General features: G+C 73.9%; 15 protein-coding genes and 1 pseudogene. 7 read left to right on the forward strand and 9 right to left on the reverse strand.

Annotated features, from left to right (window positions below):
• Positions 1-146 precede the first annotated feature (146 nt).
• Complete coding sequence (locus AB0B01_RS02930; protein ID WP_361712199.1) at positions 147-803, forward strand: hypothetical protein; 657 nt, start codon at positions 147-149, stop codon at positions 801-803.
• Positions 804-902: 99 nt separating this feature from the next.
• Here AB0B01_RS02930 and purH read toward each other — a convergent pair whose 3' ends face one another.
• Both purH and purN read right to left on the reverse strand, forming a co-directional pair.
• Complete coding sequence (purH, locus tag AB0B01_RS02935; RefSeq protein WP_361712201.1) at positions 903-2483, reverse strand: bifunctional phosphoribosylaminoimidazolecarboxamide formyltransferase/IMP cyclohydrolase; 1581 nt, start codon at positions 2481-2483, stop codon at positions 903-905.
• Complete coding sequence (gene purN, locus AB0B01_RS02940; RefSeq protein ID WP_356845089.1) at positions 2480-3103, reverse strand: phosphoribosylglycinamide formyltransferase; 624 nt, start codon at positions 3101-3103, stop codon at positions 2480-2482. The genes purH and purN overlap by 4 nt, the downstream gene beginning before the upstream one ends.
• Positions 3104-3345: 242 nt before the next feature.
• Between purN and AB0B01_RS02945 the strand changes: the two genes are divergently transcribed.
• The gene (locus tag AB0B01_RS02945) at positions 3346-3933 is read left to right on the forward strand and encodes a hypothetical protein (protein WP_361712203.1); all 588 of its coding nucleotides are present in this window, start codon (positions 3346-3348) and stop codon (positions 3931-3933) included.
• Between the two features lie 63 nt (positions 3934-3996).
• On the opposite strand, the gene AB0B01_RS02950 is transcribed toward AB0B01_RS02945, so the two are convergent.
• A complete protein-coding gene (locus tag AB0B01_RS02950; RefSeq protein WP_361712205.1) occupies positions 3997-5724 on the reverse strand; it encodes a DUF6350 family protein in 1728 nt (575 codons plus the stop codon).
• A gap of 123 nt (positions 5725-5847) precedes the next feature.
• On the opposite strand from AB0B01_RS02950, the pseudogene AB0B01_RS02955 reads away from it, so the two are divergent.
• Positions 5848-6045 (forward strand): annotated as a pseudogene (locus AB0B01_RS02955) (helix-turn-helix transcriptional regulator); the annotation flags it as partial.
• Positions 6046-8452: 2407 nt separating this feature from the next.
• Here AB0B01_RS02955 and sucD read toward each other — a convergent pair.
• The 5 genes from sucD to AB0B01_RS02980 all read right to left on the reverse strand — a co-directional run bounded on the left by sucD (position 8453) and on the right by AB0B01_RS02980 (position 15577).
• The gene (gene sucD / locus AB0B01_RS02960) at positions 8453-9343 is read right to left on the reverse strand and encodes a succinate--CoA ligase subunit alpha (RefSeq protein ID WP_030710487.1); all 891 of its coding nucleotides are present in this window, start codon (positions 9341-9343) and stop codon (positions 8453-8455) included.
• Between the two features lie 21 nt (positions 9344-9364).
• A complete protein-coding gene (gene sucC, locus AB0B01_RS02965; RefSeq protein WP_361712207.1) occupies positions 9365-10543 on the reverse strand; it encodes an ADP-forming succinate--CoA ligase subunit beta in 1179 nt (392 codons plus the stop codon).
• Positions 10544-10832: 289 nt separating this feature from the next.
• The gene (locus tag AB0B01_RS02970; RefSeq protein WP_361712278.1) at positions 10833-11948 is read right to left on the reverse strand and encodes a VWA domain-containing protein; all 1116 of its coding nucleotides are present in this window, start codon (positions 11946-11948) and stop codon (positions 10833-10835) included.
• Positions 11949-12179: 231 nt separating this feature from the next.
• A complete protein-coding gene (locus AB0B01_RS02975; RefSeq protein ID WP_361712208.1) occupies positions 12180-14474 on the reverse strand; it encodes a DUF5682 family protein in 2295 nt (764 codons plus the stop codon).
• Complete coding sequence (locus AB0B01_RS02980; RefSeq protein WP_361712209.1) at positions 14471-15577, reverse strand: AAA family ATPase; 1107 nt, start codon at positions 15575-15577, stop codon at positions 14471-14473. Before AB0B01_RS02980 ends, AB0B01_RS02975 begins: the two co-directional genes overlap by 4 nt.
• A gap of 133 nt (positions 15578-15710) precedes the next feature.
• On the opposite strand from AB0B01_RS02980, the gene AB0B01_RS02985 reads away from it, so the two are divergent.
• Together AB0B01_RS02985 and AB0B01_RS02990 are read left to right on the forward strand one after the other, a co-directional pair.
• Positions 15711-17051, forward strand: a complete 1341-nt coding sequence (locus AB0B01_RS02985; protein ID WP_361712211.1) for an SWIM zinc finger family protein — start codon at positions 15711-15713, stop codon at positions 17049-17051.
• A 220-nt stretch (positions 17052-17271) separates the two neighbouring features.
• Positions 17272-18855, forward strand: a complete 1584-nt coding sequence (locus tag AB0B01_RS02990) for a DUF5691 domain-containing protein (protein ID WP_361712213.1) — start codon at positions 17272-17274, stop codon at positions 18853-18855.
• A 310-nt stretch (positions 18856-19165) separates the two neighbouring features.
• On the opposite strand, the gene AB0B01_RS02995 is transcribed toward AB0B01_RS02990, so the two are convergent.
• The gene (locus tag AB0B01_RS02995; RefSeq protein WP_361712215.1) at positions 19166-19570 is read right to left on the reverse strand and encodes a cobalamin B12-binding domain-containing protein; all 405 of its coding nucleotides are present in this window, start codon (positions 19568-19570) and stop codon (positions 19166-19168) included.
• A 220-nt stretch (positions 19571-19790) separates the two neighbouring features.
• Between AB0B01_RS02995 and AB0B01_RS03000 the strand changes: the two genes are divergently transcribed.
• On the forward strand, positions 19791-20585 hold the full coding sequence (locus AB0B01_RS03000) for an alpha/beta fold hydrolase (protein WP_361712217.1): 795 nt from the start codon (positions 19791-19793) through the stop codon (positions 20583-20585).
• A 221-nt stretch (positions 20586-20806) separates the two neighbouring features.
• Positions 20807-22333, forward strand: a complete 1527-nt coding sequence (locus tag AB0B01_RS03005; RefSeq protein WP_361712219.1) for a M23 family metallopeptidase — start codon at positions 20807-20809, stop codon at positions 22331-22333.
• Positions 22334-22345: the final 12 nt, after the last annotated feature.

A 22345-nucleotide genomic window follows, 5' to 3' on the forward strand; every position in this document is an offset into this window, starting at 1 on the left:
CGCGCTCGCTGGACAACTCCCGCCCGCTCGGAAGACGATGGCCGAAAGAGTGCCGCGGGCAGTGCCGGGGGGCGGACCGTAGAACAGGGTGTTTTTCCTCCGCGCGTGCCGCGCGTCCCCGCACTTCCACGGAGGAAACACCCCAGATGAGCTTCGGCGACCCGAACAACCCCTACGGGCAGCAGCCCCAGGGCCAGCCCGGCTACGGCTACCCGCAGCAGGCCCCGCAGGGCGTCCCGCCGCAGGGTGGCTACGCCTACCCGCAGCAGGCCCCGCAGGCCTACCCGGCGTACCCGGCCGGCCCCGGCGGATACCCCGTCCCGGGCGCCCAGATGCCCATGCCCGGCGGTGTGAAGGCGGCCCGCGTCATCCTGTTCATCGTCGGAGGTCTGCAGGTCCTGGGCGGCCTGGTGCTGCTCCTCGGCGGAGCGTTCTTCGCCTCCCTCTTCTCGGACTCCTCCAGCTCCGCGGCGAGCGATGCGGGGGCCCTGGCGGGCGGCGTGATCGTGTTCGTCGGCATCATCTGCCTCGCCTTCTCGCTGTGGCCGCTCCTGACGGCCGCCAAGCTGGGCAAGGGTCGCGGCGGTGTCCGGGTCTCCGGCATCATCTACGGCTCGCTGATGACCCTCTTCTCCGGGCTCAGCGTGATCATGAACCTCGCCGCGCTCGGCAGCGACCAAGCCGCGGGCGCCGTCGTGTTCTCGCTGATCCTGGCCCTGATCCAGCTCGGCCTGGCCCTGTGGGTGCTCGTCGGCCTGGCCAACTCGCCCGCCGGCGCGTACTTCCGCCGCCCGCAGTACTAGAAGCACCGCTCGAAGCACCGCCGTCCTCACGGCGTACGGCGAAGGCCGCCACCCGCGCTGCTGCGGATGGCGGCCTTCGCCGTATTCGGGGTCCGGAGATCAGTGGAAGAAGTGCCGGGTCCCGGTGAAGTACATGGTCACGCCCGCCGCCTTCGCGGCCTCGACGACCAGCTCGTCACGGACGGAACCGCCCGGCTGGACCACCGCCTTGATGCCCGCCGCGGTCAGGATCTCCAGCCCGTCCGGGAAGGGGAAGAAGGCGTCGGAAGCGGCGTACGCACCCTGGGCGCGCTCGGCGCCCGCCCGCTCGACGGCGAGCTTCGCCGAGTCCACGCGGTTGACCTGGCCCATGCCGACGCCGACCGAGGCGCCGTCCTTGGCGAGCAGGATCGCGTTGGACTTGACCGCGCGGCAGGCCTTCCACGCGAAGGCGAGTTCGGCGAGCTCCTGCGCGGAGAGCGCTGCGCCGGTGGCGAGCGTCCAGTTCTTCGGGTCGTCGCCCTCGGCCTGGAAGGCGTCCGCCTGCTGGAGCAGCACGCCGCCCGAGATCGGCTTGAGGTCGCCCGGCTGGTGCGGGTGGCCGTCCACCTTCAGGACGCGGATGTTCTTCTTCTTGGCGAGGACCTCGACGGCGCCGTCCTCGTACGCCGGGGCCGCGATGACCTCGGTGAAGATCTCCGCGACCTGCTCGGCCAGCTCGACCGTCACGGGGCGGTTGACGGCGATCACGCCGCCGAACGCGGAGAGCGGGTCGCAGGCGTGGGCCTTGCGGTGCGCCTCGGCGACGTCCGCGCCGACCGCGATGCCGCACGGGTTGGCGTGCTTGATGATCGCGACGCAGGGCTCTTCGTGGTCGTAGGCGGCGCGGCGAGCGGCCTCGGTGTCCACGTAGTTGTTGAAGGACATCTCCTTGCCGTGCAGCTGCTCGGCGTTGGCGAGCCCGTCCGGCCGGCCGTCGGTGTAGAGGGCGGCGGCCTGGTGCGGGTTCTCGCCGTAGCGGAGGGTGGACTTGCGCTCCCACGCGCCGGCCAGGAACTCGGGCAGCACGGCCTCCGGCTCGGGGGCGTACGCATTCGTGAACCAGGAGGCCACGGCGACGTCGTACGCGGCGGTGTGCTGGAAGGCCTCGGCCGCCAGCCGCTTGCGCGCGGTGAGGTCGAAGCCGCCGCCCTGGGCCGCGGCGAGGACGTCGGCGTAGCGGTCGGGGCTGGTCACGACGGCTACGGACGGGTGGTTCTTGGCGGCGGCGCGGACCATGGACGGGCCGCCGATGTCGATCTGCTCCACGCACTCGTCGGGGGTGGCGCCGGAGGCGACGGTCTCTCGGAAGGGGTACAGGTTGACGATCACCAGGTCGAAGGGCTCGACGCCCAGCTCGGCGAGCTGGCGCCGGTGGTCCTCCAGGCGCAGGTCGGCGAGGATGCCGGCGTGCACGCGCGGGTGCAGGGTCTTGACCCGGCCGTCCAGGCACTCGGGGAAGCCGGTGAGCTCCTCGACCTTGGTGACCGGCACGCCGGCCCCGGCGATCCGGGAGGCGGTGGAGCCGGTGGAGACGAGCGCGACGCCCGCCTCGTGCAGGCCGCGGGCCAGCTCCTCCAGTCCCGTCTTGTCGTAGACACTGACGAGCGCGCGCCGGATCGGTCGCTTCGACGAGGTGGTGCTGCTCTCTACGGCGGTCACTGGATCGTTACCTTTCGTCCCTCAATGCGGTAGCCGTGCCGGGCCAGGCGCCCCACGACATCGACGAGCAGCTGGCGCTCGACTTCCTTGATGCGCTCATGGAGAGCGGCTTCGTCGTCCTCGTCCCGGACCTCGACCACACCCTGGGCGATGATCGGACCGGTGTCCACGCCGGAGTCCACGAAGTGGACGGTGCAGCCGGTGACCTTCGCGCCGTAGGCGAGGGCGTCCCGTACGCCGTGGGCGCCCGGGAAAGCCGGGAGGAGGGCGGGGTGGGTGTTGACGAACCGGCCGCCGAAGCGGTCGAGGAACTCCTTGCCCACGATCTTCATGAACCCGGCGGACACCACGAGGTCCGGTGCGTGGGCGGCGGTCGCCTCGGTGAGGGCGACGTCCCACTCCTCGCGGCTCGCGTACGCCTTGACCGGGCACACGAAAGTGGGGATCCCGGCCTTCTCGGCCCGCTCCAGGCCGACGATGTTCTCGCGGTCGGCCCCCACGGCGACGACTTCGGCCCCGAAGCCCTCGGGCCCCCCGGGGTGGGCGTCGATGGCGTCGAGCAGGGCCTGGAGGTTGGTGCCGGAGCCGGAGACCAGCACGACCAGGCGGGAGGCGGCCATGGGAGGCCCTTTCTCGCGGAATCACGTCGTTCGTCTTGTGTGGTCATACGAAACTCCGGGGCCCCGGTATACGGGGGACCATACGAAGGCGCGACCGCCTGCAACGATACCGGCACACCGGACAGCCCCCGAGGGACGGGGGGACGGCCGAGGGGTAGCGTGCGGCATACATGCCGTAAACGCCCGCGCCGCACTCGACGCCCACCACGGGTGTCCACGACACAGGGGAAGTAACGCACTCGATGCCGGACCGCCGTCAGCCCGACTCCTCCACCGACGACAACCCCTTCGCGGCTCCCCCGGAAGGCCGGCCCGACCAGCCGTGGCAGCCGCGCGGCGGCGGTGACGGCGGCCGCCCGACCGGGGAACCCGGCCCGGGCCCCGAAGGGCCGGTGCGCTGGGATCCGACGGACCCGATCCAGCGCCACGCCCGCTACGCACTGCTGGCCGGCATGTGGGGCTTCTTCTTCGGGCTCTTCGACATCCCCTCGGTCGGGCTGCTGCTCGGTGCGCTCGCGCTGTACTGGGGGATCAGCGGGCTGCGCGGCAGGCCCGGGGCGCCGGCGGAGCCGGGCTCGGACGGCACGGCGGCCCGGGGCGGGCTCGCCGCCCTGGGGCCCGCCGCCCGGCCCCAGCGGACCGCTGCGATCAGCGGCCTGGTCACGGCCTCGCTGGCGATCCTGCTGGCGCTGAGCTCGTACGCCGTGCAGCTCGCGTACAAGGACTTCTACGTCTGCCGCGAGGACGCCCTCACGCAGACGGCGGAACTGCAGTGCAACAGGCTGCTGCCGGACAACCTGCTCGGCAGGTACCTGAAGGTCCGGACCTAGGGCCTGGGCTGGGCCTGGCCTGGGGCCGGGCCCGGATCGTGCCGGGCCAGGACGCCCTTCGGCTCAGGCCGGGGGCCTGCGGCGGGCCAGGACGCGCGCGCCCGCGACGGGTGGTACGAGCGGCGCCCCGACGGCCTGGGGCTGCGCCGGCGGATCGGCCTGATGCACCGGGTCGGCCGGCTGTGGGGTGGCCGGCTCCGGGGCGGCCGCAAGCGGGGCGGCCGGACTCGGGCCGGTCGGATTCGGGGCGGGCGGGTTCGGGGCGGGCGGGTTCGGGGGGGCCTTGAGCGAGGCCAGGTCCAGCTGAATTCCCGTCACCACCTTGACCTTCCTCGGTGCTTTCGCCGGTGCGGGCGGATCCAGGTCGGCGGCCGGGGCCGGTACCGGTGCCGGGGTGGTCTCCCCGGGCAGTTCGGGCACCAGGGCCACCGCCGTGCGGCGCAGGGCCTCCCAGCGGACCTCCCGTACGCCGCTGTCGTGCCAGTCGTCCTCCACGGCGGCGCCCCTGCGGGCGGGGCGATTGCGCCAGGAGTGGACCGCCACCGCGACCGGTACGGCGGGCAGCAGCGTCCACGCGAAGGCCGCCACCCCGGTCGCCCACCACACCGGCCCGAAGCTCGCCAGCTGCCGGGAGCCGAGCGGCCCGGCCGAGGCGGCGGCGAGGCCGGCCATCAGCAACCCGCACACCACGGCCCCCAGAGTCGTCGTCAGAGCGGTTTCACCGCAGGGAACTTCACGCGCCCGGCGGACCGCGAACCACCCCACCACCAGCCCCGCCAGCACCGGCAGCCCGGCAGTCGCGCAGGTCAGCAGGGTGCCGGGCCCTTCGGGCGGCAGCGCCGCCAGCAGCGGGAACCTCGGCAGCTGCGGCGGATGGGCCAAGCCGAGCGGGGTGGCGGTCACGCCGGTCCCGAGGGCGAAGCCGGGCCCGAGGGCGTAGGCGGCGCCCCAGACCGCGGCGTTCGGGAGCAGCGCGAGGGCGAGGAGCAGGACGGCGAACCGGCCCGACCACACCCCGGTCAGCGCCATGAGCGAGGTCCGCGCCTCCGCGCCGTGCCAGACGAGCGAAGCCCCGACGAGCAGCACGCCGCCGCCCAGCAGCACGAGGGCCCCGGCGGTCCCCGCCCGGAGCGCCAGCGCGTACCGGGGCCGCGCGACGGCCTGCCGGAGCGCCCCGGGCACCCAGCGGGGCAGCGGCCCGAGCGGGCGCCCCTTGGCCGACCACACGCCGGCGCCCGCCGCGAGGACGGCGACGAGCGGGACGTGCCAGGCGGCGCTGAGCGGGTCGGCGGGCATGGGGCCGCCGGCCGCGTAAACCGTGGCCAGTGAGCCGACGCCTAGATAACCGCAGGTCACGGCCGAGAAGATGGCACTGGCGGGCAGGACCTCGTCCCCGTCGTCGGCGGCGCTGCCGAGCCGCGCGGCTCGCCGCATGAGCAGCGCGGGCAGCGCGACGAGCAGCAGCGGGGTCAGCCCGACGGGGGAGGGCGTCCCGGACAGGGTCTCGTAGCGGACCAGCTCGGTCCCGTGGGCGAGCAGCCACAGCCCGGCGGCGAGGTGCAGGGCACCGCCGGGGCCGCTGTCGGGGTACGGGGAGCTGATCCACAGCACGATCACGAGCACGGCGAGGAAGCCGAGCCCCAGCCCGGCGGCGACGGCACCGCCGAGGACACAGGCGGCGGCCGCGGGCGAACGGCGCCGGCGGGCCGCGGGGCGCGGGGCCGTGGGCAGCGGAGCCGGAGGCTGCGGGGCCGGGGGCAACGGGGTCCCGCGTTCGGTCACTTGGGTCACCCCGACATGGTGCCAACGACACGCGCTATGGGCGGGTAATAGGCGAATGTCCGTGGTGTCGCCCAATATACGTTTTATGTATTTTTTCGCCCAGGACTGCCGGAAGGTCGCGGGGAGCGTGGCATGACACAGAGCGTCGAGGAGCCGAGGCTCCCCTCGCCCAAGGAACGCCGCAGACTGCGCGAGGCGGCGGGCCTGACGCGTGCGGAGGTGGCGGCGGCGGTCGGGGTGACCGCCACGACGGTCCGCTCCTGGGAAGCGGGCCGCACGACCCCCCGCGGCCGCAAGCGCCGTGTGTACGCCGCCTTCCTGTCCACCCTGCGCCGGCCCACCCCAGCTGACGTCGCGTCCACTCCCGGTTCCCGCGATCCCGTTGCCGCCCCAACGCCCGACGCCGCGATCCTCCCTGCCGAAGCGGGCGGCGAGGCCGCACCCCGCCTCGGGACCACGGCCGGATCCGAGGCCGGCGCCCCGTCCCCTCCCGACGCCGCGGCCGGGCCGCCCGACAACCGGGCCGGGACCGACGCCGAGGGCGAGCCCCACCCGGGAGCCGAGCCTCTCCCCCATACGGCCGCAGAGGCCGGCGCCGCCCATTCCGCCCCGGGCGCCCCCGCCACCGCCGGCACCACGACCGATGCCGAACCCGCTCCCGGGCCCGAGACCTGTGCCGAAGCCACTCACGGCGCCGACGGCGCGCCCGAGGCCGGGGCTGGGGCCGTGCCCGGCACCCGGCCCGTGGACAAGGCCGGCGCCGTGGCCGACGCCCGGCCCGAGGCTGGGACCGACGCCGCGGCTGAAGCTGAGGCTGAGGCTGAGGCTGAGGCTGAGGCCGGTCATGGGGTCGAGACCGATGCCGAGGCCGGGCAGGGTGCCGGGGCCGGGCGTGGGACCGATGCCTTGCCCGGGGACGGGACCGGTGCCGACGCCCGGCCCGGGGCTGGGACCCGTCCCGACGCCGGGCCCAAAGCCGGTGCCGACGCCGAGGCCGACCAAGGCGTAGAAACCGACGCCGAGGCCGTGCCCGAAGCCAGGCATGAGACCGATGCTGAGGCCCGGCAGGGTGCCCAGACCGACGCCCGGACCGTAGCTGGGACCGGGCCTGAGGACGGGCACGGGACCGATGCCGAGGCCGTGGAGGCCGACGCCGGGCCCGGGCCTGGGACCGGTCCCGTGGCCCTGGCCGAGGCCGGGAGCAGGACCGGCGCCGGCGCCGGCGACGTACCCGAGGCCGGGCACGGGACCGATGCGGGGGCCGGCCAAGGTGCCGGGGCCGGGCACGGGGCTGCGACCGGCGCAGACGCCAGTCACGGGGCAGACGCTCGGCCCGGCGCTGGGACCGGTCCCGAAGCCGAGCCCAAGGCCGGTGCCGACGCCGAGACCGGGACCGGTCCCGAAGCCGGGCCCGAGGCCGGGCACGCGACCGGTGCCGGGCCCGAGGACGGGACCGGCGCCGAGGACGTGGCCTTGGCCGGACACGGGACCGATGCTGAGGCCGGGCAAGGTGCCGAGGCCGAGGCCCGCGCTGGGGTCGGGCACGCGGCTGGGGCCGGGGCCGACGCCAGTCACGGGGCAGACGCCCGGCCCGCGGTTGAGGCTGGTGACGCCGAGTCCGAGGGCGTGCTCGATCCCGGCGTTGCGGCCGAGGTCGTGTTCGGGGTGGGGGCGTGGGGCGGCGTCGGGTGCGGGGTGGTGCACCTCGGGGCCGGGGCTGAGGGGCCCGGTGGCGACAGTGTCCACGCGGGCTCGGGGGCGGCGGCTCCCGCGGAGGCCGAGGTGGTGGCCGTGGGGCCCGTGGAGCGGGGGCCTGCCGGGGCGTTCGACCGGCTGCACGGGGCGGCCGCGTACTCCCTCGTACGGCAGATCTACCTGCTCACCGGCCGCCGCGAGCTCGCCCAAGAGACCGTGGAGCGGGCGTTCCAGCAGGCCTGGGCGCGCTGGCCCGAGGTGGCCACCGATCCCGATCCCGTCGGCTGGGTGCGCGCGGTCGCGTACGAGTACGCCCTCTCCCCCTGGCACCGCTTCCGCCGCGCCCACAAGCACCCCGACCAGCCCCCGGCGGACCCCGCCGACCGGATCGTGATGGACGCGATGCTCGCGCTGCCTCCCACCCACCGGCGTACCGTCCTGCTCTACGACGGCGTCGGCCTCGACCTCCCGGACACCGCCGCCGAGACCGAGTGCAGCACCCCCATCGCGGGCTACCGCCTCCTCACCGCGCACACCGAGCTCGCCGACCGGATCCCCGACCTGGCCGCCGCCCCGCCCGAGCGGCGGTCCGCGGTGTTGCGCGAGCGGCTCGGTGCGGTGCGGCCCCCGGGACCGCTGGTGCCGCGCCCCGCGGCCGTCGTCCGGAGGGCTGCCGAATACCGGGCCCGCGGCTGGAGCCGGGCGGTCTTCGGCCTGACCGCGGTGATCGCCGTCGCGACGGCGTACACCACCGTGACCGCGCCCCGCCAGTACGAGCCCCCGATCGCCCCGGGCGTGAGCGTCTCCGGCGTGCCTCCGCTCAGCGGCCCCCAGCAGCTCACCCAGCAGAGCCAGGAGCTCCACGACAAACTGCGCGCCGATCCGGACGCCGGGCCCGCCCGCCTCGCCCCCGAGATGGAGTAGGCGGCTAGGCGACAAGGGCAGGCAGGCAGGCGCGGAAACGGGCGTGGCCCACACCCCCGAAGGGATGCGGGCCACGCCCGTATGCACGTACGTACCTACGTACCGCAGCGGCAGGAGACTACTGCGCGGCGTTCAGGATCTCGCGCGCCAGCTTGGCGGTCTCGGTCGGCGTCTTGCCGACCTTCACGCCTGCCGCCTCAAGGGCTTCCTTCTTGGCCTGTGCGGTGCCGGAAGAACCGGAGACGATGGCGCCGGCGTGGCCCATGGTCTTGCCCTCGGGGGCGGTGAAGCCCGCGACGTAGCCGACGACCGGCTTGGTGACGTTCTTCGCGATGAAGTCCGCCGCACGCTCCTCGGCGTCGCCGCCGATCTCGCCGATCATGACGATCAGCTCGGTCTCCGGGTCGGCCTCGAAGGCCTCCAGGGCGTCGATGTGCGTGGTGCCGATGACCGGGTCGCCACCGATGCCGACGGCGGAGGTGAAGCCGATGTCCCGGAGCTCGTACATCATCTGGTAGGTCAGCGTGCCGGACTTGGACACGAGACCGATCTTGCCGGGCTTGGTGATGTCGCCCGGGATGATGCCGGCGTTGGACTGGCCGGGGGTGATCAGACCCGGGCAGTTGGGGCCGATGATCCGGGTCTTGTTGCCCTTGGCGGTCGCGTACGCCCAGAAGGCGGCGGAGTCGTGCACCGCGATGCCCTCGGTGATGACGACGGCCAGCGGGATCTCGGCGTCGATCGCCTCGACGACGGCGGCCTTGGCGAAGGCCGGCGGCACGAAGAGGACGGAGACGTTGGCGCCCGTCTTCTCCATCGCCTCGGCGACCGAGCCGAAGACCGGGACCTCGGTGCCGTCGAAGTCGACGGTCGTGCCGGCCTTGCGCGGGTTCACGCCGCCGACGATGTTGGTGCCGTCAGCCAGCATCAGCTTGGTGTGCTTCATGCCCGTGGCACCGGTCATGCCCTGGACGATGACCTTGCTGTCCTTGTTGAGGAAGATAGCCATGTGAGTCTGTGACCTCTGCCCTTACTTCGCAGCCGCGAGCTCGGCGGCCTTGTCGGCCGCACCGTCCATGGTGTCCACGCGCTGGACCAGCGGGTGGTTGGCGTCCGAGAGGATCTTGCGACCCAGCTCGGCGTTGTTGCCGTCGAGACGGACGACGAGCGGCTTGGTGACCGCCTCACCCTTCTCCTCCAGCAGGGCCAGCGCCTGGACGATGCCGTTGGCGACCTCGTCGCAGGCGGTGATGCCACCGAAGACGTTGACGAAGACGGACTTGACGTCCGGGTCGCCGAGGATGATCTCAAGACCGTTGGCCATGACGGCGGCGGAGGCGCCACCGCCGATGTCCAGGAAGTTGGCGGGCTTGACGCCACCGTGGTTCTCGCCGGCGTACGCGACCACGTCGAGGGTGCTCATGACGAGACCCGCGCCGTTGCCGATGATGCCGACCTCACCGTCGAGCTTGACGTAGTTGAGGTTCTTGGCCTTGGCGGCGGCCTCAAGCGGGTTCGCGGCCGCGTGGTCCACGAACTCCTCGTGGCCCGGCTGGCGGAACTCGGCGTTCTCGTCGAGGGAGACCTTGCCGTCGAGCGCGATGACCTCGCCGGAGGCGACCTTCGCGAGCGGGTTGACCTCGACGAGGAGCGCGTCCTCGGCGATGAAGGTCTTCCACAGGGTCACGAGGACCTCGGCGACCTTCTCGGCGACCTCGGCCGGGAACTGCGCCAGGGCGACGATCTCGCGGGCCTTCTCGATGGTCACGCCCTCGTTGGCGTTCACCGGGACCTTGGCGAGCTTCTCGGGGGTCTCCTCGGCGACCTGCTCGATGTCCATGCCGCCCGCGACCGAGGCCATGGCCAGGAAGGTGCGGTTGGTGCGGTCGAGCAGGTAGGAGACGTAGTACTCCTCGACGATCTCGGGAGCGGTCTCCGCGATCATCACCTTGTGGACCGTGTGGCCCTTGATGTCCATGCCCAGGATGTCCGTCGCGCGGGCGACGGCCTCGTCCGGGGTCGCGGCGAGCTTGACGCCACCGGCCTTGCCGCGGCCGCCGACCTTCACCTGCGCCTTGACGACCGACTTGCCGCCCAGCCGCTCGGTGGCCTCGCGAGCCGCCTCAGGCGTGTCGATGACTTCACCGGCCAGCACCGGTACACCGTGCTTGGCGAAGAGGTCCCTCGCCTGGTACTCGAACAGGTCCACGCGCGTCCGTCCCTTGTCTTTTTTAAGATTCGCAGTGATCGCGGTTGTCTGCTATCTGCGTGGGCGTGCCGCGGAGGGCAACGTGACGGCGCTGTCACAGGGGATGCGCACACGGTCACCGTGGACGCGGCATGTCCGTCCCGCAGGTTATCCCCGCGGGCCGTGGGTCCCTAAATCGCAGCTCACACCTGAGCGGTGATACCTGTCACAGAACACCTCACGGTTGAACTGGAACTTCGTGTGATCTGCCGATGGGCGGAGGACCGCGCGAGGTGCTGGGGGCGGCCGTTCAGGGGACCGGAAGCGGACGCTTCTCCAGGGCCGCGGCCATCACCTCCGGGAACAGGTCGGGGGTGCAGGCGAAGGCCGGGGCGCCCAGTGCGGAAAGGGCCGCGGCGTGTTCGCGGTCGTAGGCGGGCGCGCCCTCGTCGGACAGCGCGAGCAGGGTCACGAACTGGGTGCCCGCCCCCTTCATCGCTGCGACCCGCTTCAGCATCTCGTTGCGTATGCCGCCCTCGTACAGATCGCTGATCAGGACCACGACGGTGTCGGCGGGCCGGGTGATCTTCGACTGGCAGTAGGCGAGGGCGCGGTTGATGTCGGTGCCGCCGCCGAGCTGGGTTCCGAAGAGAACGTCCACCGGATCGTCGAGCTGATCCGTCAGGTCCACGACGGCCGTGTCGAAGACGACGAGGCGGGTCGCGATCGAACGCATGGAGGCGAGCACCGCCCCGAACACGGAGGCGTAGACGACCGAGGCCGCCATCGAACCGGACTGGTCGATGCAGAGGATCACCTCCTTCTTCACCGACTGGGCCGAACGGCCGTACCCGATGAGCCGCTCGGGGACCACGGTGCGGTACTCGGGCAGGTAGTTCTTCAGATTCGCCCGGATGGTGCGGTCCCAGTCGATGTCGTGGTGGCGCGGCCGGCTGATCCGGGCGCAGCGGTCGAGCGCGCCGGTCAGGGTGGCCCGGGTCCGGGAGGCCAGCTTCTTCTCCAGCTGTTCGACCACCTTGCGGACCACGGCGCGGGCCGTCTCCCTGGTCGTCTCCGGCAGGGCCTTGTTGAGGGAGAGCAGGGTGCCGACGAGGTGCACGTCGGGCTGGACGGCCTCCAGCATCTCGGGCTCCAGCAGCAGCGTGGACAGGTCGAGGCGCTCGATGGCGTCGCGCTGCATCACCTGGACGACGGAGCTCGGGAAGTACGTACGGATGTCACCGAGCCAGCGCGCCACGTTGGGCGCGGATCCGCCGAGCCCCGCCGAGCGCTCCCCCGCCGCCCTGCGGGAGCGGCTGCCGCCGGCTGCACCCCCGTACAGCGCGCCGAGTGCGGCGTCCATGGCGGCGTCCCGCCCGCTGAGCGCGCACCCGGTCCCGTCGGCCTCGCCGCCGCCGAGCACCATCCGCCACCGCCGCAGCCGGTCGCCTTCGCCTGCCTGTGCGGCCTCCTCGGCCCCGCTCGGCGCCGCCGGGATTCCCGTACCGACCATCTGTCCGTCCCCCTGTCCGTGTCGTTCCTGTGTGCCGGGTCCGAGTGCCGGGCCCGTGGGCCGGCGTGTAGGGCTGAGCGGCCGGCCGGCCCCGGCGCCGGTGGGCTTGCGGCCCGGGCCGTGTCGGTCCGGGTGCGGTTCCGCTCAGCCGGGTGTCGCGGGTATGCGCTCCGGCCCGTCGAGCAGGAGCCGGACCACGTCGAGCACCGCGTCGGCGCGGGCCGGGTCCAGGTCCGGGGCGAAGCCCGCCGGGGCCGAGCCGGAGCCCGATCGGGCGGCCGGGGCGGCGCCGGGCCCGCGGCGGACCAGGTCGCCGAGGCTGCGGCGCACGCCCGGCTCGAACGCCCCGAAGGTCCGCCGCAGCAGCGGCAGTACGTCGATGAACGCACGCTCCGGCACCGAGACCAGCCAGGCGTCGATCAGTCCCCGCAGCCGGTCGTCGTGGACCAGCAGGGTGCCGCCGCCCGCTCCACCGCCGGTGAAGCCCTCGATCCAGCCCGCCGCATCCGCGGGTGCGGCGGCCGGGGACAGGGCCAGGCCCATCAGGCGGGCCGTCTCCTCGGCCGGCAGCCGTCCGTCGTCCAGCAGCAGCCGCGCCGCCCGGCCGCGGATCAGCCCGGGGACCGTGTCCCGGCCGGCCAGCGCGCCGAGCACCGCCGACCAGCGCTCCCGCAGGCCGTCGGCCGCGCCGGTGTCCGCGAGGAGCCCGATCGCCCCGTGCACCCCGTCGACGTGGCCGCACAGCTCCGCCGCCCCGTCGGCATCGAGGCCGGCGGCGCAGGCGGGCGGCAGCGCGACGCAGATCCGCTCGGCCAGGCCGCTCGCCACCGTGCCCAGGGCGGAGGCGTCGGTCCCGCGGACGTCTCCGTAGCGCAAGGAGCGGGCCAGTGCGGGCAGCGCCTTGGCGAGCCGGGCCACGTCGGTGTCCAGCGCGGCCAGGTCGGCGAGGGCGCGCAGCACGCCGGGCAGGGCGCCGGCCAGACCGGCCAGCAGGCACTGCTCGGCCAGCGTGGTGACCTCTCCCAGCTCCGCCGCCCCGGCCGCATCCGCCTCGGCCTTGGCCGTGGCGGCGGCGAGGACGGTGGTCCCCCATATGCCCGCCTCGGCGACCCGCACCGACAGCTCCGGATCCCAGCGCAGCCGCCAGGTCTCGCGGAACGTGCCGGTGCTCCCGCGGGAGGCGGCCGGGGTGCCCCAGTCGATGCCGAGCAGCCGCAGCCGGCGCAGCAGCAGGGACTTCGCCGCGTCGGTGTCCTTGCGCAGGTCGAGCTCCAGCTCGCGGTCCTGCGCCTCGGCCTTCAGCCGCAGCGAGCGCTGCCGGCGGGTCAGGTCCCGCTGGAGGGGGACGACGGGGGCCGCGTCGGGCACCTCGCCGAGGACGTCACCGACGACCAGCCGGTCCTCGACGAGCGCGAGCGGTACGTCCGAGCCGTCGCACATCACCGCCCGGACGGCCTCCAGGGTCTCCGCCAGCCCGGGCAGGGGCCGGCCGCGCACCGCCGCCAGCGTCTCGGCCAGCCGGACCGCCTCGATGACGTGCGCCGAGGAGACCTGTCGGTCCTCCTCCCGGAGCAGGCGGGCGACCTTCGTGAGCCAGCGCTCCACCGGCCGGTCCCGGGCCGCGAAGAGGTGGGCGTACCAACCGGGCGAGGTGATGCCCGCCCCGTACCCCCCGGCCCGGGCGAGACGCCGGTGGGTCCAGGGAACCCAGGTGGTCTCCACCCTGACTTTGGGCAGCCCGGTCAGCAGGGCCTTGTCCGCGGCCGCCGTGGTCCTCGCGCGGAGTGCCGGGACGTGCCAGGCCCCGCACACCACGGCGTAGTCCTCGCCGAACTCCCGGCGGGCGGCCCGCATCCGCTGCCGCATGAACGCCTCCCGCACCAGGTCGCGGGTGTGACCGCCGTCGCCGTACGCCTCGCGCAGGGCGCCCATGGCCTCACCGAGCGCCTCGAACGCCGCCGGCGGATCGGCCGTGCCGTCGCCCCGGTGCTCGACCACGTCCTCCCACCAGCGCTCGGGGTCGTCGTACCCGGCGGTTTCGGCGAGCACCGCCAGGGGGTCCAGCCGTACGGAATCGGGCGCGTCGGCCTCCTGCTGCGCCGCCAGGGTGTGCGCGGCCGGGAGGTCGATGAACCGCACCGGCACCGCCGCGTCCTGCTCCTGCGCCCAGCGGATGGCGACCCACTCCGGCGAGAACTCGGCCAGCGGCCAGAAGGCGGCCCTGGCCGGGTCGTCGGCGGCGTGGGCGAGCAGGGCGACGGGCGGCCGCATCCCGGGGTCGGCGGCCAGCGTCAGCAGCGCGTCGCCCTCGGGCGGCCCCTCGATGAGCACGGCGGCGGGCCGGGCCGCGTCGAGGGCGGCCCGCACCGCGCGGGCGGAGCCGGGCCCGTGGTGCCGTACGCCGAGCAGCAGCGGCCCCGAACGCCCCGTCGGGCTCATACCGTCACCTCCCGGCAGGCGCGGTAGAAGTCCTTCCAGCCGTCCCGCTCGCGCACCACGGTCTCCAGGTACTCCTGCCAGACGACCTTGTCGGCGGCGGGGTCGCGGACCACGGCGCCGAGGATCCCTGCCGCCACGTCGGACGGGCGCAGGACCCCGTCCCCGAAGTGGGCCGCCAGCGCGAGGCCGCCCGTGACGACGGAGATGGCCTCGGCGGTGGACAGGGTGCCGCTCGGCGTCTTCACCTTCGTCCGTCCGTCGTCGGTGACCCCGTCGCGCAGTTCACGGAAGACGGTGACGACGCGGCGGATCTCCTCCAGGCCCTCGGGTGCGGAGGGCAGTGCGAGGGAACGGCCCATCTGGTCGACGCGGCGAGCGACGATGTCGACCTCGGCGTCGGCGGTGGCGGGCAGCGGCAGCACGACCGTGTTGAAGCGGCGGCGCAGCGCGCTGGAGAGCTCGTTCACCCCGCGGTCGCGGTCGTTGGCGGTGGCGATGAGGTTGAAGCCGCGTACGGCCTGCACCTCCTCGCCGAGCTCCGGTATCGGCAGTGTCTTTTCGGACAGGACGGTGATGAGGGTGTCCTGGACGTCGGCGGGGATGCGGGTGAGCTCCTCGACGCGGGCGGTCATGCCGTCGGCCATGGCCCGCATGACCGGGCTGGGTACGAGGGCTTCGCGGCTCGGCCCGTGGGCGAGGAGGCGGGCGTAGTTCCACCCGTACCGGATCGCTTCCTCGGGGGTGCCGGCGGTGCCCTGGACCAGGAGGGTGGAGTCCCCGCTGACGGCAGCGGCGAGGTGCTCGGACACCCAGGTCTTGGCGGTGCCGGGGACGCCGAGCAGGAGCAGCGCGCGGTCGGTGGCGAGCGTGGTGACGGCGACCTCGACGATGCGGCGCGGGCCGACGTACTTGGGTGTGATGACGGTTCCGTCCTGCAGGGTGCCGCCCAGGAGGTAGGTGGCGACCGCCCACGGGGAGAGCTTCCAGCGGGCCGGGCGGGGCCGGTCGTCGGCGGCCGCCAAGACTTTCAGTTCGTCCGCGAAGGCGTCTTCGGCGTGCGGGCGCAGCGCCTCGGCTCCGGTGTCGATCCCGTTCGTGCTCATGGTCCCCCTCCAATGCTCCGCAACCGCTCCCGACTGCTGTTCCCACGGTGCACCACGGCACTGACAACGGGCTCTGCACACCTCGTCGTTGCAGGTCAGCGCGATTGTCAGTGGGGGTCTCTACGGTTGTTCCATGACTGAGCAGGGGGTCCGCTGGACAGCGGAACAGGTACTGGCTCTGGCTCCTGACGAGGCGTCACGCAAGGCGGGAGGCAAGCTGAGCGGGGCGGGTCCTTGGTCGCAGACCGGAGGTTCCGCTTCCGGTGCGGTGTGGGGCTTGTGCAAGGGCAGCGGCAAAGCGCCGTACCGAACGGTCGTGGACCTGGCGGGTCCGGCGTACAAGTGCTCCTGCCCGAGCCGGAAGTTCCCGTGCAAGCACGCGCTGGGACTGCTGCTGCTCTGGGCCGCCGAGGGACTCGGCGAGCCGGGGGAGGCGCCGGACTGGGCCGGTGAGTGGCTGGCGGAGCGGGCGGCCAAGGCGGCCCGCCCGGCCGCCGCGGAGGCCCGTCCGGTGGACGCGCAGGCTGCCCGGAGGCGGGCCGAGCGGCGGGCGGCCCGGATCGGCGGGGGCGTCACCGAGCTGGAGCAGCGGCTCGTGGACCTGCTGCGCGGGGGCCTGGCCGGCCAGGAGCAGAGCGGGTACGCGGCCTGGGAGGAGACCGCCGCCCGGATGGTCGACGCACAGGCGCCGGGACTGGCCGCGCGGGTGCGGGAGTTGGGGACGATACCCAGTTGCGGTCCCGGTTGGCCCGCCCGGATGCTGGAGGAGAGCGCGCTGCTGCACCTGCTGAACCGGGGCTGGCTGGGGTTGGCCGGGTTGCCGCAACCGCTCGCCGCGACGGTGCGCAGCAGGGTGGGGCTGCCGGGTGCCGCCGCGGAGGGGGAGGCCGTACGGGACCGCTGGCTCGTGCTGTCCCAGTACGACACGGTGTCGCCGGACGGCCGGCTCACCACCCGCCGGATATGGCTGCGCGGGCTGGAGAGCGGGCGCCCGGCCCTGGTGCTGGACTTCGGACCGCCCGGGCGGCCACCGGGTCTGGCGCTGCCCGTGGGTCTGGTGCTGGAGGCGGAGGCCCGCTTCCGGCCCGGGTCGGCGGGGCTGCGGGCCGACCTCGCGGACAGGCAGGCGGCGGCTGCCCCGGGCGCGCAGGCTCCGGCGGGGGTGAGCACGGCCGAGGCACTGGAGGCGTACGGGGCGGCGCTGCGGGAGGACCCGTGGCTGGACTCCTGGCCGGTGGTGCTGGGTCCGGTGATTCCGATACCAGGAGAGCTGGGCTGGCAGTTGGCGGATGCGGAGGGCACCTCCGCGCTGCCGGTACCCCTGCCCGGGGGCGCCTCGCGCGCAGGGCTGTGGCAACTGGCCGCCCTCTCGGGCGGCGGGCCCGTCACGGTCTTCGGCGAATGCGGCCATCGCGGTTTCACGCCGCTGACGGCCTGGCCGCCGGACACGGCGGAGCCGGTGGCCCTGGTCTGACCGGGGACACGGGGGCGTCGTCGGCAGGGGGATACGCAGGGAACGGCGGCGCGGGGGCGTCGTCGTGCACAAAACGACTGAGCCGGGGGGCTTCTGTGGACGACAACCACGCCAGCTGAAGGGCAGGACGAACGGGGCGCAATGGCCCAGGGACCGCTCCGGTCCCGCGGAGGGGGCGGGACCGGAGCACGGAACACCATGAGGGAAGAGGGAGGGACCGATGACCGCCACCGCCACTGCCACGGACTCGGGGTACGGGAACTGGGACGAGCTGGTCGGCGCCGCGCTGCTGGGCACCGAGCGGCGGCAGGGCAGCCCGGGGGCCCTGCTCGACGCGGCCGCCGTGCACACCCTGCGGCGCCGGGCCGGGCTGCGGCCGGCCCAGGCCGGTCCGCGGCCGGAGCCCGCGCCGCACGATCCCCGCCCGGCACCCCCGGAGGCCGCCCGGCGCCGGCTCGCCCAGCTGCTGGCCGGCCGGGGCGGCGCGGGCAGCGGCGGCGGGCGGCGTGGGTCGGCTCCGGATCTGACGGAGCTGCTGCCCCAGTGGCTGGCCGCCGCCGTACGGCACGGCTACCGCGCACCGGCTGCGCTGGTGCCCGCCCTGCTGGACGCGGCCCGGGCCCGCACGGACCTGCGTCCGCAGGCCCTGGCCCTGGCCGGGGCGCGCGGGCTGTGGCTGGCCCGGTTCAATCCGGACTGGCGGTTCGCGCTGCGCGGCGGGGCGGGCGGCAGCGGGGAGCTGCCCGCGCCCGCGGACGGGGCCGCGGTGGAACGGCTGTGGCAGGAGGGCTTGTTCGCGGAGCGCGTGGCCCTGCTCGGCGCCGTACGGGCGCATGAGCCGGCGGCCGCGATACGGCTGCTGTCGACCAGCTGGGCCACCGAGCGGGCCGAGGACCGGCTGATGTTCCTCGACTCCCTGCGGGTGGGGCTGGCCGAGGAGGACGAGCCCTTCCTGGAGGCGGCCCTGGGCGACAGGAGCCGCAATGTCCGGGCGACCGCCGCCGAGCTCCTGTCGGCGCTGCCGGGGTCGGCACTGGCCGGGCGGATGGCGCGGCGGGCGCTGGCCTGCGTAGGGCCGGAGGGGGTGACCGCACCGGCCGAGTGCGATGCCGGGATGCTGCGCGACGGGGTGGTCGAGCGGCCGCCCGCCGGGCGCGGGGAGCGGGCCTGGTGGCTGGGCCAGCTGGTGGAGGCGGCGCCGCTGTCCTGCTGGCGGGAGCGGTTCGGGGGACTCGGGCCGGCGCAGATCGTCGCGCTGCCGGTGGCCGAGGGCGAGGGCTGGAGGGAGGAACTGCACGCGGCGTGGTGCCGGGCGGCGGTGCGCCAGCGCGACCCCGAGTGGTCCAAGGCCCTGCTCGGCTCGGCGGCCGCTCCGACCGCGACGGCGCCGGGCACGGCGTCGCTCGCGGAGCGGGCCAAGCTGCTCTCGGTCCTCCCCGAGGGGGAACGAGCCGAATGGGTCGCGGAGTTCATACGGGCCCACGGCCTGTCGGAGGCGTTCCAGCTGCTCGGCGTGTGCGTGGTGCCGTGGGCGGGGGCCCTGGGGCGGGCCGTGGTCGACGCTCTGGACGCGGCGCGGGAGGCGGGCAGCTACCCGTGGAGCTTCAGCGGGGTGATGGGGCTGGCCGAGCGCTGCCTGGATCCCGCGGAGGCGGACCGGCTGGAGTCGCTGACCGCCTCGTCACGGGGCGCAGCGGACACCTCGCCGGGCGCGGCGGCGTACTGGGCGGAGGCCTTCGAGCGGCTGGTGGCCACCCTCAGAGTCCGTGCGTCGATGCTCACGGAGCTCACTCCACCGACCTGACCGCCCCCACGCGGCCTACCCGCTCGGCGGAGCGCCGACCTGGCCGCTGGCCCAACGGGGGCGTTCTGACCCGAGCCCCCGGCGCCGGACCGAACCGCCGGCGGAGGCCCGGCCTGACCCCGGGCCGGACCCGGCCAGAGGGCTGGCCCGGCGCGTGCCAACTGGCGCCGGGCCGGCCGCCAGAAACCAGGCCGACCCAGCGGCACCCGCGCGGACCCGAACCCGGCCGCAGGCGGCCGCGGTGGGCGGCCGGGGGGACGCGTTGGAGGTCGGCCCGGCGGGGTCAGGGGGCCGGGTCGGGCCGGTGGGGTCAGGGGCGGCGGATGTTGGTGTGGACCCAGTCGACGATCGAGGTCGTCGTGGCGCCCGGGGTGAAGATCTCGGCCACGCCCTTCGCCTTCAGCGGGGCGATGTCGTCCTCCGGGATGATGCCGCCCCCGAAGACCTTGATGTCCTCCGCGTCCCGCTCCTTGAGGAGCTCCAGCACCCGGACGAACAGGGTGTTGTGGGCCCCTGAGAGGATCGACAGGCCGATCGCGTCGGCGTCCTCCTGGATGGCGGTGTCCACGATCTGCTCGGGAGTCTGGTGGAGGCCGGTGTAGATGACCTCCATGCCCGCGTCCCGCAGCGCCCGCGCGATCACCTTGGCGCCGCGGTCGTGGCCGTCGAGACCCGGCTTGGCCACCACCACACGGATCGGACCGGTCACACCCATCGCACTGCCTCCCGAGTGAACGAACGTTAAGTACAGCATCGCGCACACCGCCGTTTCACGGTCAAGCACGAGGGGGAAATCACACGTGGGACGGCGTTGATTCACCGCCAGGAGAGCCGCACCGGGGTCGCCGCGCCACCGTACCGACAGCCGCACGGCACGGTGGCGCGGCCCGAGTGCCAGAAGGCTGCAGTCCCAAAGGGCTCAGGGGAGGCCGTCGATGGGGCTGTGCATACCCGTGTCCGGTGCCGCACTGCGCGCCGGATTACTGGAAATGGTCGTGCTCGGCGGACACCTGCTGCTGTACCCGACCGGGGTGTACCAGGAGAAGCGCTCCACATGCCGTGAAACGGCCCAGACCTCCGGCGCCGGTGGCCGGCCGCCGGTGCTCCTGCTGCACGGATTCACCGACAACCGGTCCGTCTTCGTCCTGCTGCGCCGCGCCCTCGCGGCGGGCCGCCTCAGGCGCGTGGAGACGTACAACTATTCGCCGTTCACCCGCGACCTGCGCGTCACCGCCCGCGATCTCGCCCGGTACGTCGAGGAGCTGTGCGCGCGGACCGGCCACCAGGAGGTGGACCTCGTCGGGCACAGCCTGGGCGGGCTGGTCGGGCGGTACTACGTGCAGAGGCTCGGCGGCGACCGGCGCGTCCGCACCCTCGTCACCCTCGGCACCCCGCATTCCGGCACACGGTTCGCCCCCTTCATGAACGTCCACCCCCTGGTCCGGCAGATGCGCCCGGAATCGGCGGTGATGGCCGAGTTGCGCGCACCGGCGCCCGGCTGCCGGACCCGATGCGTGGCGTTCTGGAGCGAGTTCGACCAACTGATGGACCCGCCCGGGACGGCGCGGATCGAGCACCCGGATCTACAGGCGGAGAACGTGCAGGTCATCGGTATCGGACACCTGGCCCTGGCCGCGCATCCCGCAGTGACGTCCGCGGTCCGGCGGGTCCTCGACGGACCGGTTCCCACCGGGGTCGCACGACCGGGCGGGGCCGCTTCCGTCGCGTGAACGACGACCGCCCCATACTCGAACGCATTTCGAACTCAAGGCCAAGGCTCTGCCTTTCGCCGACCGAAAGACGGCCGAATGCCCGGTTCCACGCAGTCGGAAACCCTCCGAAGATTGTCGTTGCGAGTAACCGCCGGGTACAGTCACGCCACTGCTCTCCCCAGGGAACCTCTCGTTCCCTGGCCACCCAGGCCCCCACTGCCGAGGCGAAAGAGAAGTTGGTGAACGACCGCCCCTCGTCGGGCCTGTACCCCGATTCCGGGTACGACGGCCTTTCCACCACCACTTTCGCTGGTGACTCAGCCTACGTTTCCTATGAAACGCAGGGCGGAGCGGGCGCTCAGGGCTATGACCAAGCCTCCTACGGCTCCTACGAGACCGGCGCCTACGACACCACGGCCTGGGCCCCGCAGGAGAGTTACCCGCAGGACAACACCTACCTGTCGAGCATCCCCGCCCAGAACGACGGGCACGGCTGGCACACGCCGAGCACGGACTACCAGTCCACCGCCTTCGGTTACGAGCAGCAGACCGGGCAGTGGGCGATGCCGGGCTACGGCACCACGGGCACCGAGACGGGTGCGTACGACGCCACCGCCTGGAACACCGTCGCGCACGAACAGCAGACGCAGACCTTCGCCTACGAGTACCAGGCTGAGTTCCAGGGCGAACAGCAGCAGCCGCAGTACCAGCAGTACCCGCACGAACAGCAGCAGGAGCACACGGCGGAGTACGGGTACGCGGCCGCCGAGGCGTACAGCGAGACCGCCGTCTTCGAGGTCCTCGCCGACGGGGCGCCCGAGCCCGACGCCGAGCCGGAGCCGGACCTGGACTTCGCCCCCGTACACGACCTGCCGACCCAGGCGATGCCCGTCACACCGGCCGCGCCGGACGCACCCGCTGCCCCGCGCCCCTCGCGCCGCGCCGGAGCCAAGGGCGGAGCCAAGGGCGCAGCCAAGGGCGGAGCCAAGGCCGCAGCCGCATCCGGCGCCAGGTCTGCCGGCAGCAGCCGCCGCCGAACCCCGGCGAAGCGTTCCGCCCTCCTCACCGTCGCCGTTCCGTCCGCCTGTGTGATGGGTGTGGCCGGAGTCGCGGCCGCCTCGGTCGGCGGACTCACCGGCACGGAGAAGGCCACCGAGGACACCACCACGATGGCCGCGCCCGACCCGGCCTCGGTGAAGCCGGTCGCGGCGAACAGCAAGCTCGACACCCAGCTGGCCGCGCTCAGCGCCGACGCCGGTGACTTCGCGGACCGCGCGAGCCGCACGCAGGAGCGCATCGACCTGCGCCAGCGGCAGGACGAGGAACGCAAGAAGAAGGCGGAGGAGGAGGCGGCGAAGGAAGCGGCCCGCCCCAAGTTCGCGATCCCCGTCGCCCAGCACGGCCTCAGCGCCAGCTTCGGCCAGGCCGGCGGCATGTGGATGTCCGTGCACACCGGCATCGACTTCCCGGTCGGCTACGGAACCCCGGTCATGGCCGCCACCGACGGCACCGTACGCACCCAGTGGAACAGCGCCTACGGCAACATGGCCATAGTCACCTCGCCCGACGGCACCGAGACCTGGTACTGCCACCTCAGCAGCACCAAGATCCGGTCCGGCAAGGTCAAGGCCGGCGATGTCATCGCGTACTCCGGCAACTCGGGCAACTCCACCGGACCGCACCTCCACTTCGAGGTCCGGCCCGGCGGCGGGTCGGCGATCGACCCCCTGCCGTGGCTGCGCAGCCACGGCCTGGACCCGACCTGACAGAACCGGCCC

This window comes from Streptomyces sp. NPDC044571 (assembly GCF_040647115.1).
Taxonomy (GTDB): Bacteria; Actinomycetota; Actinomycetes; order Streptomycetales; family Streptomycetaceae; genus Streptomyces.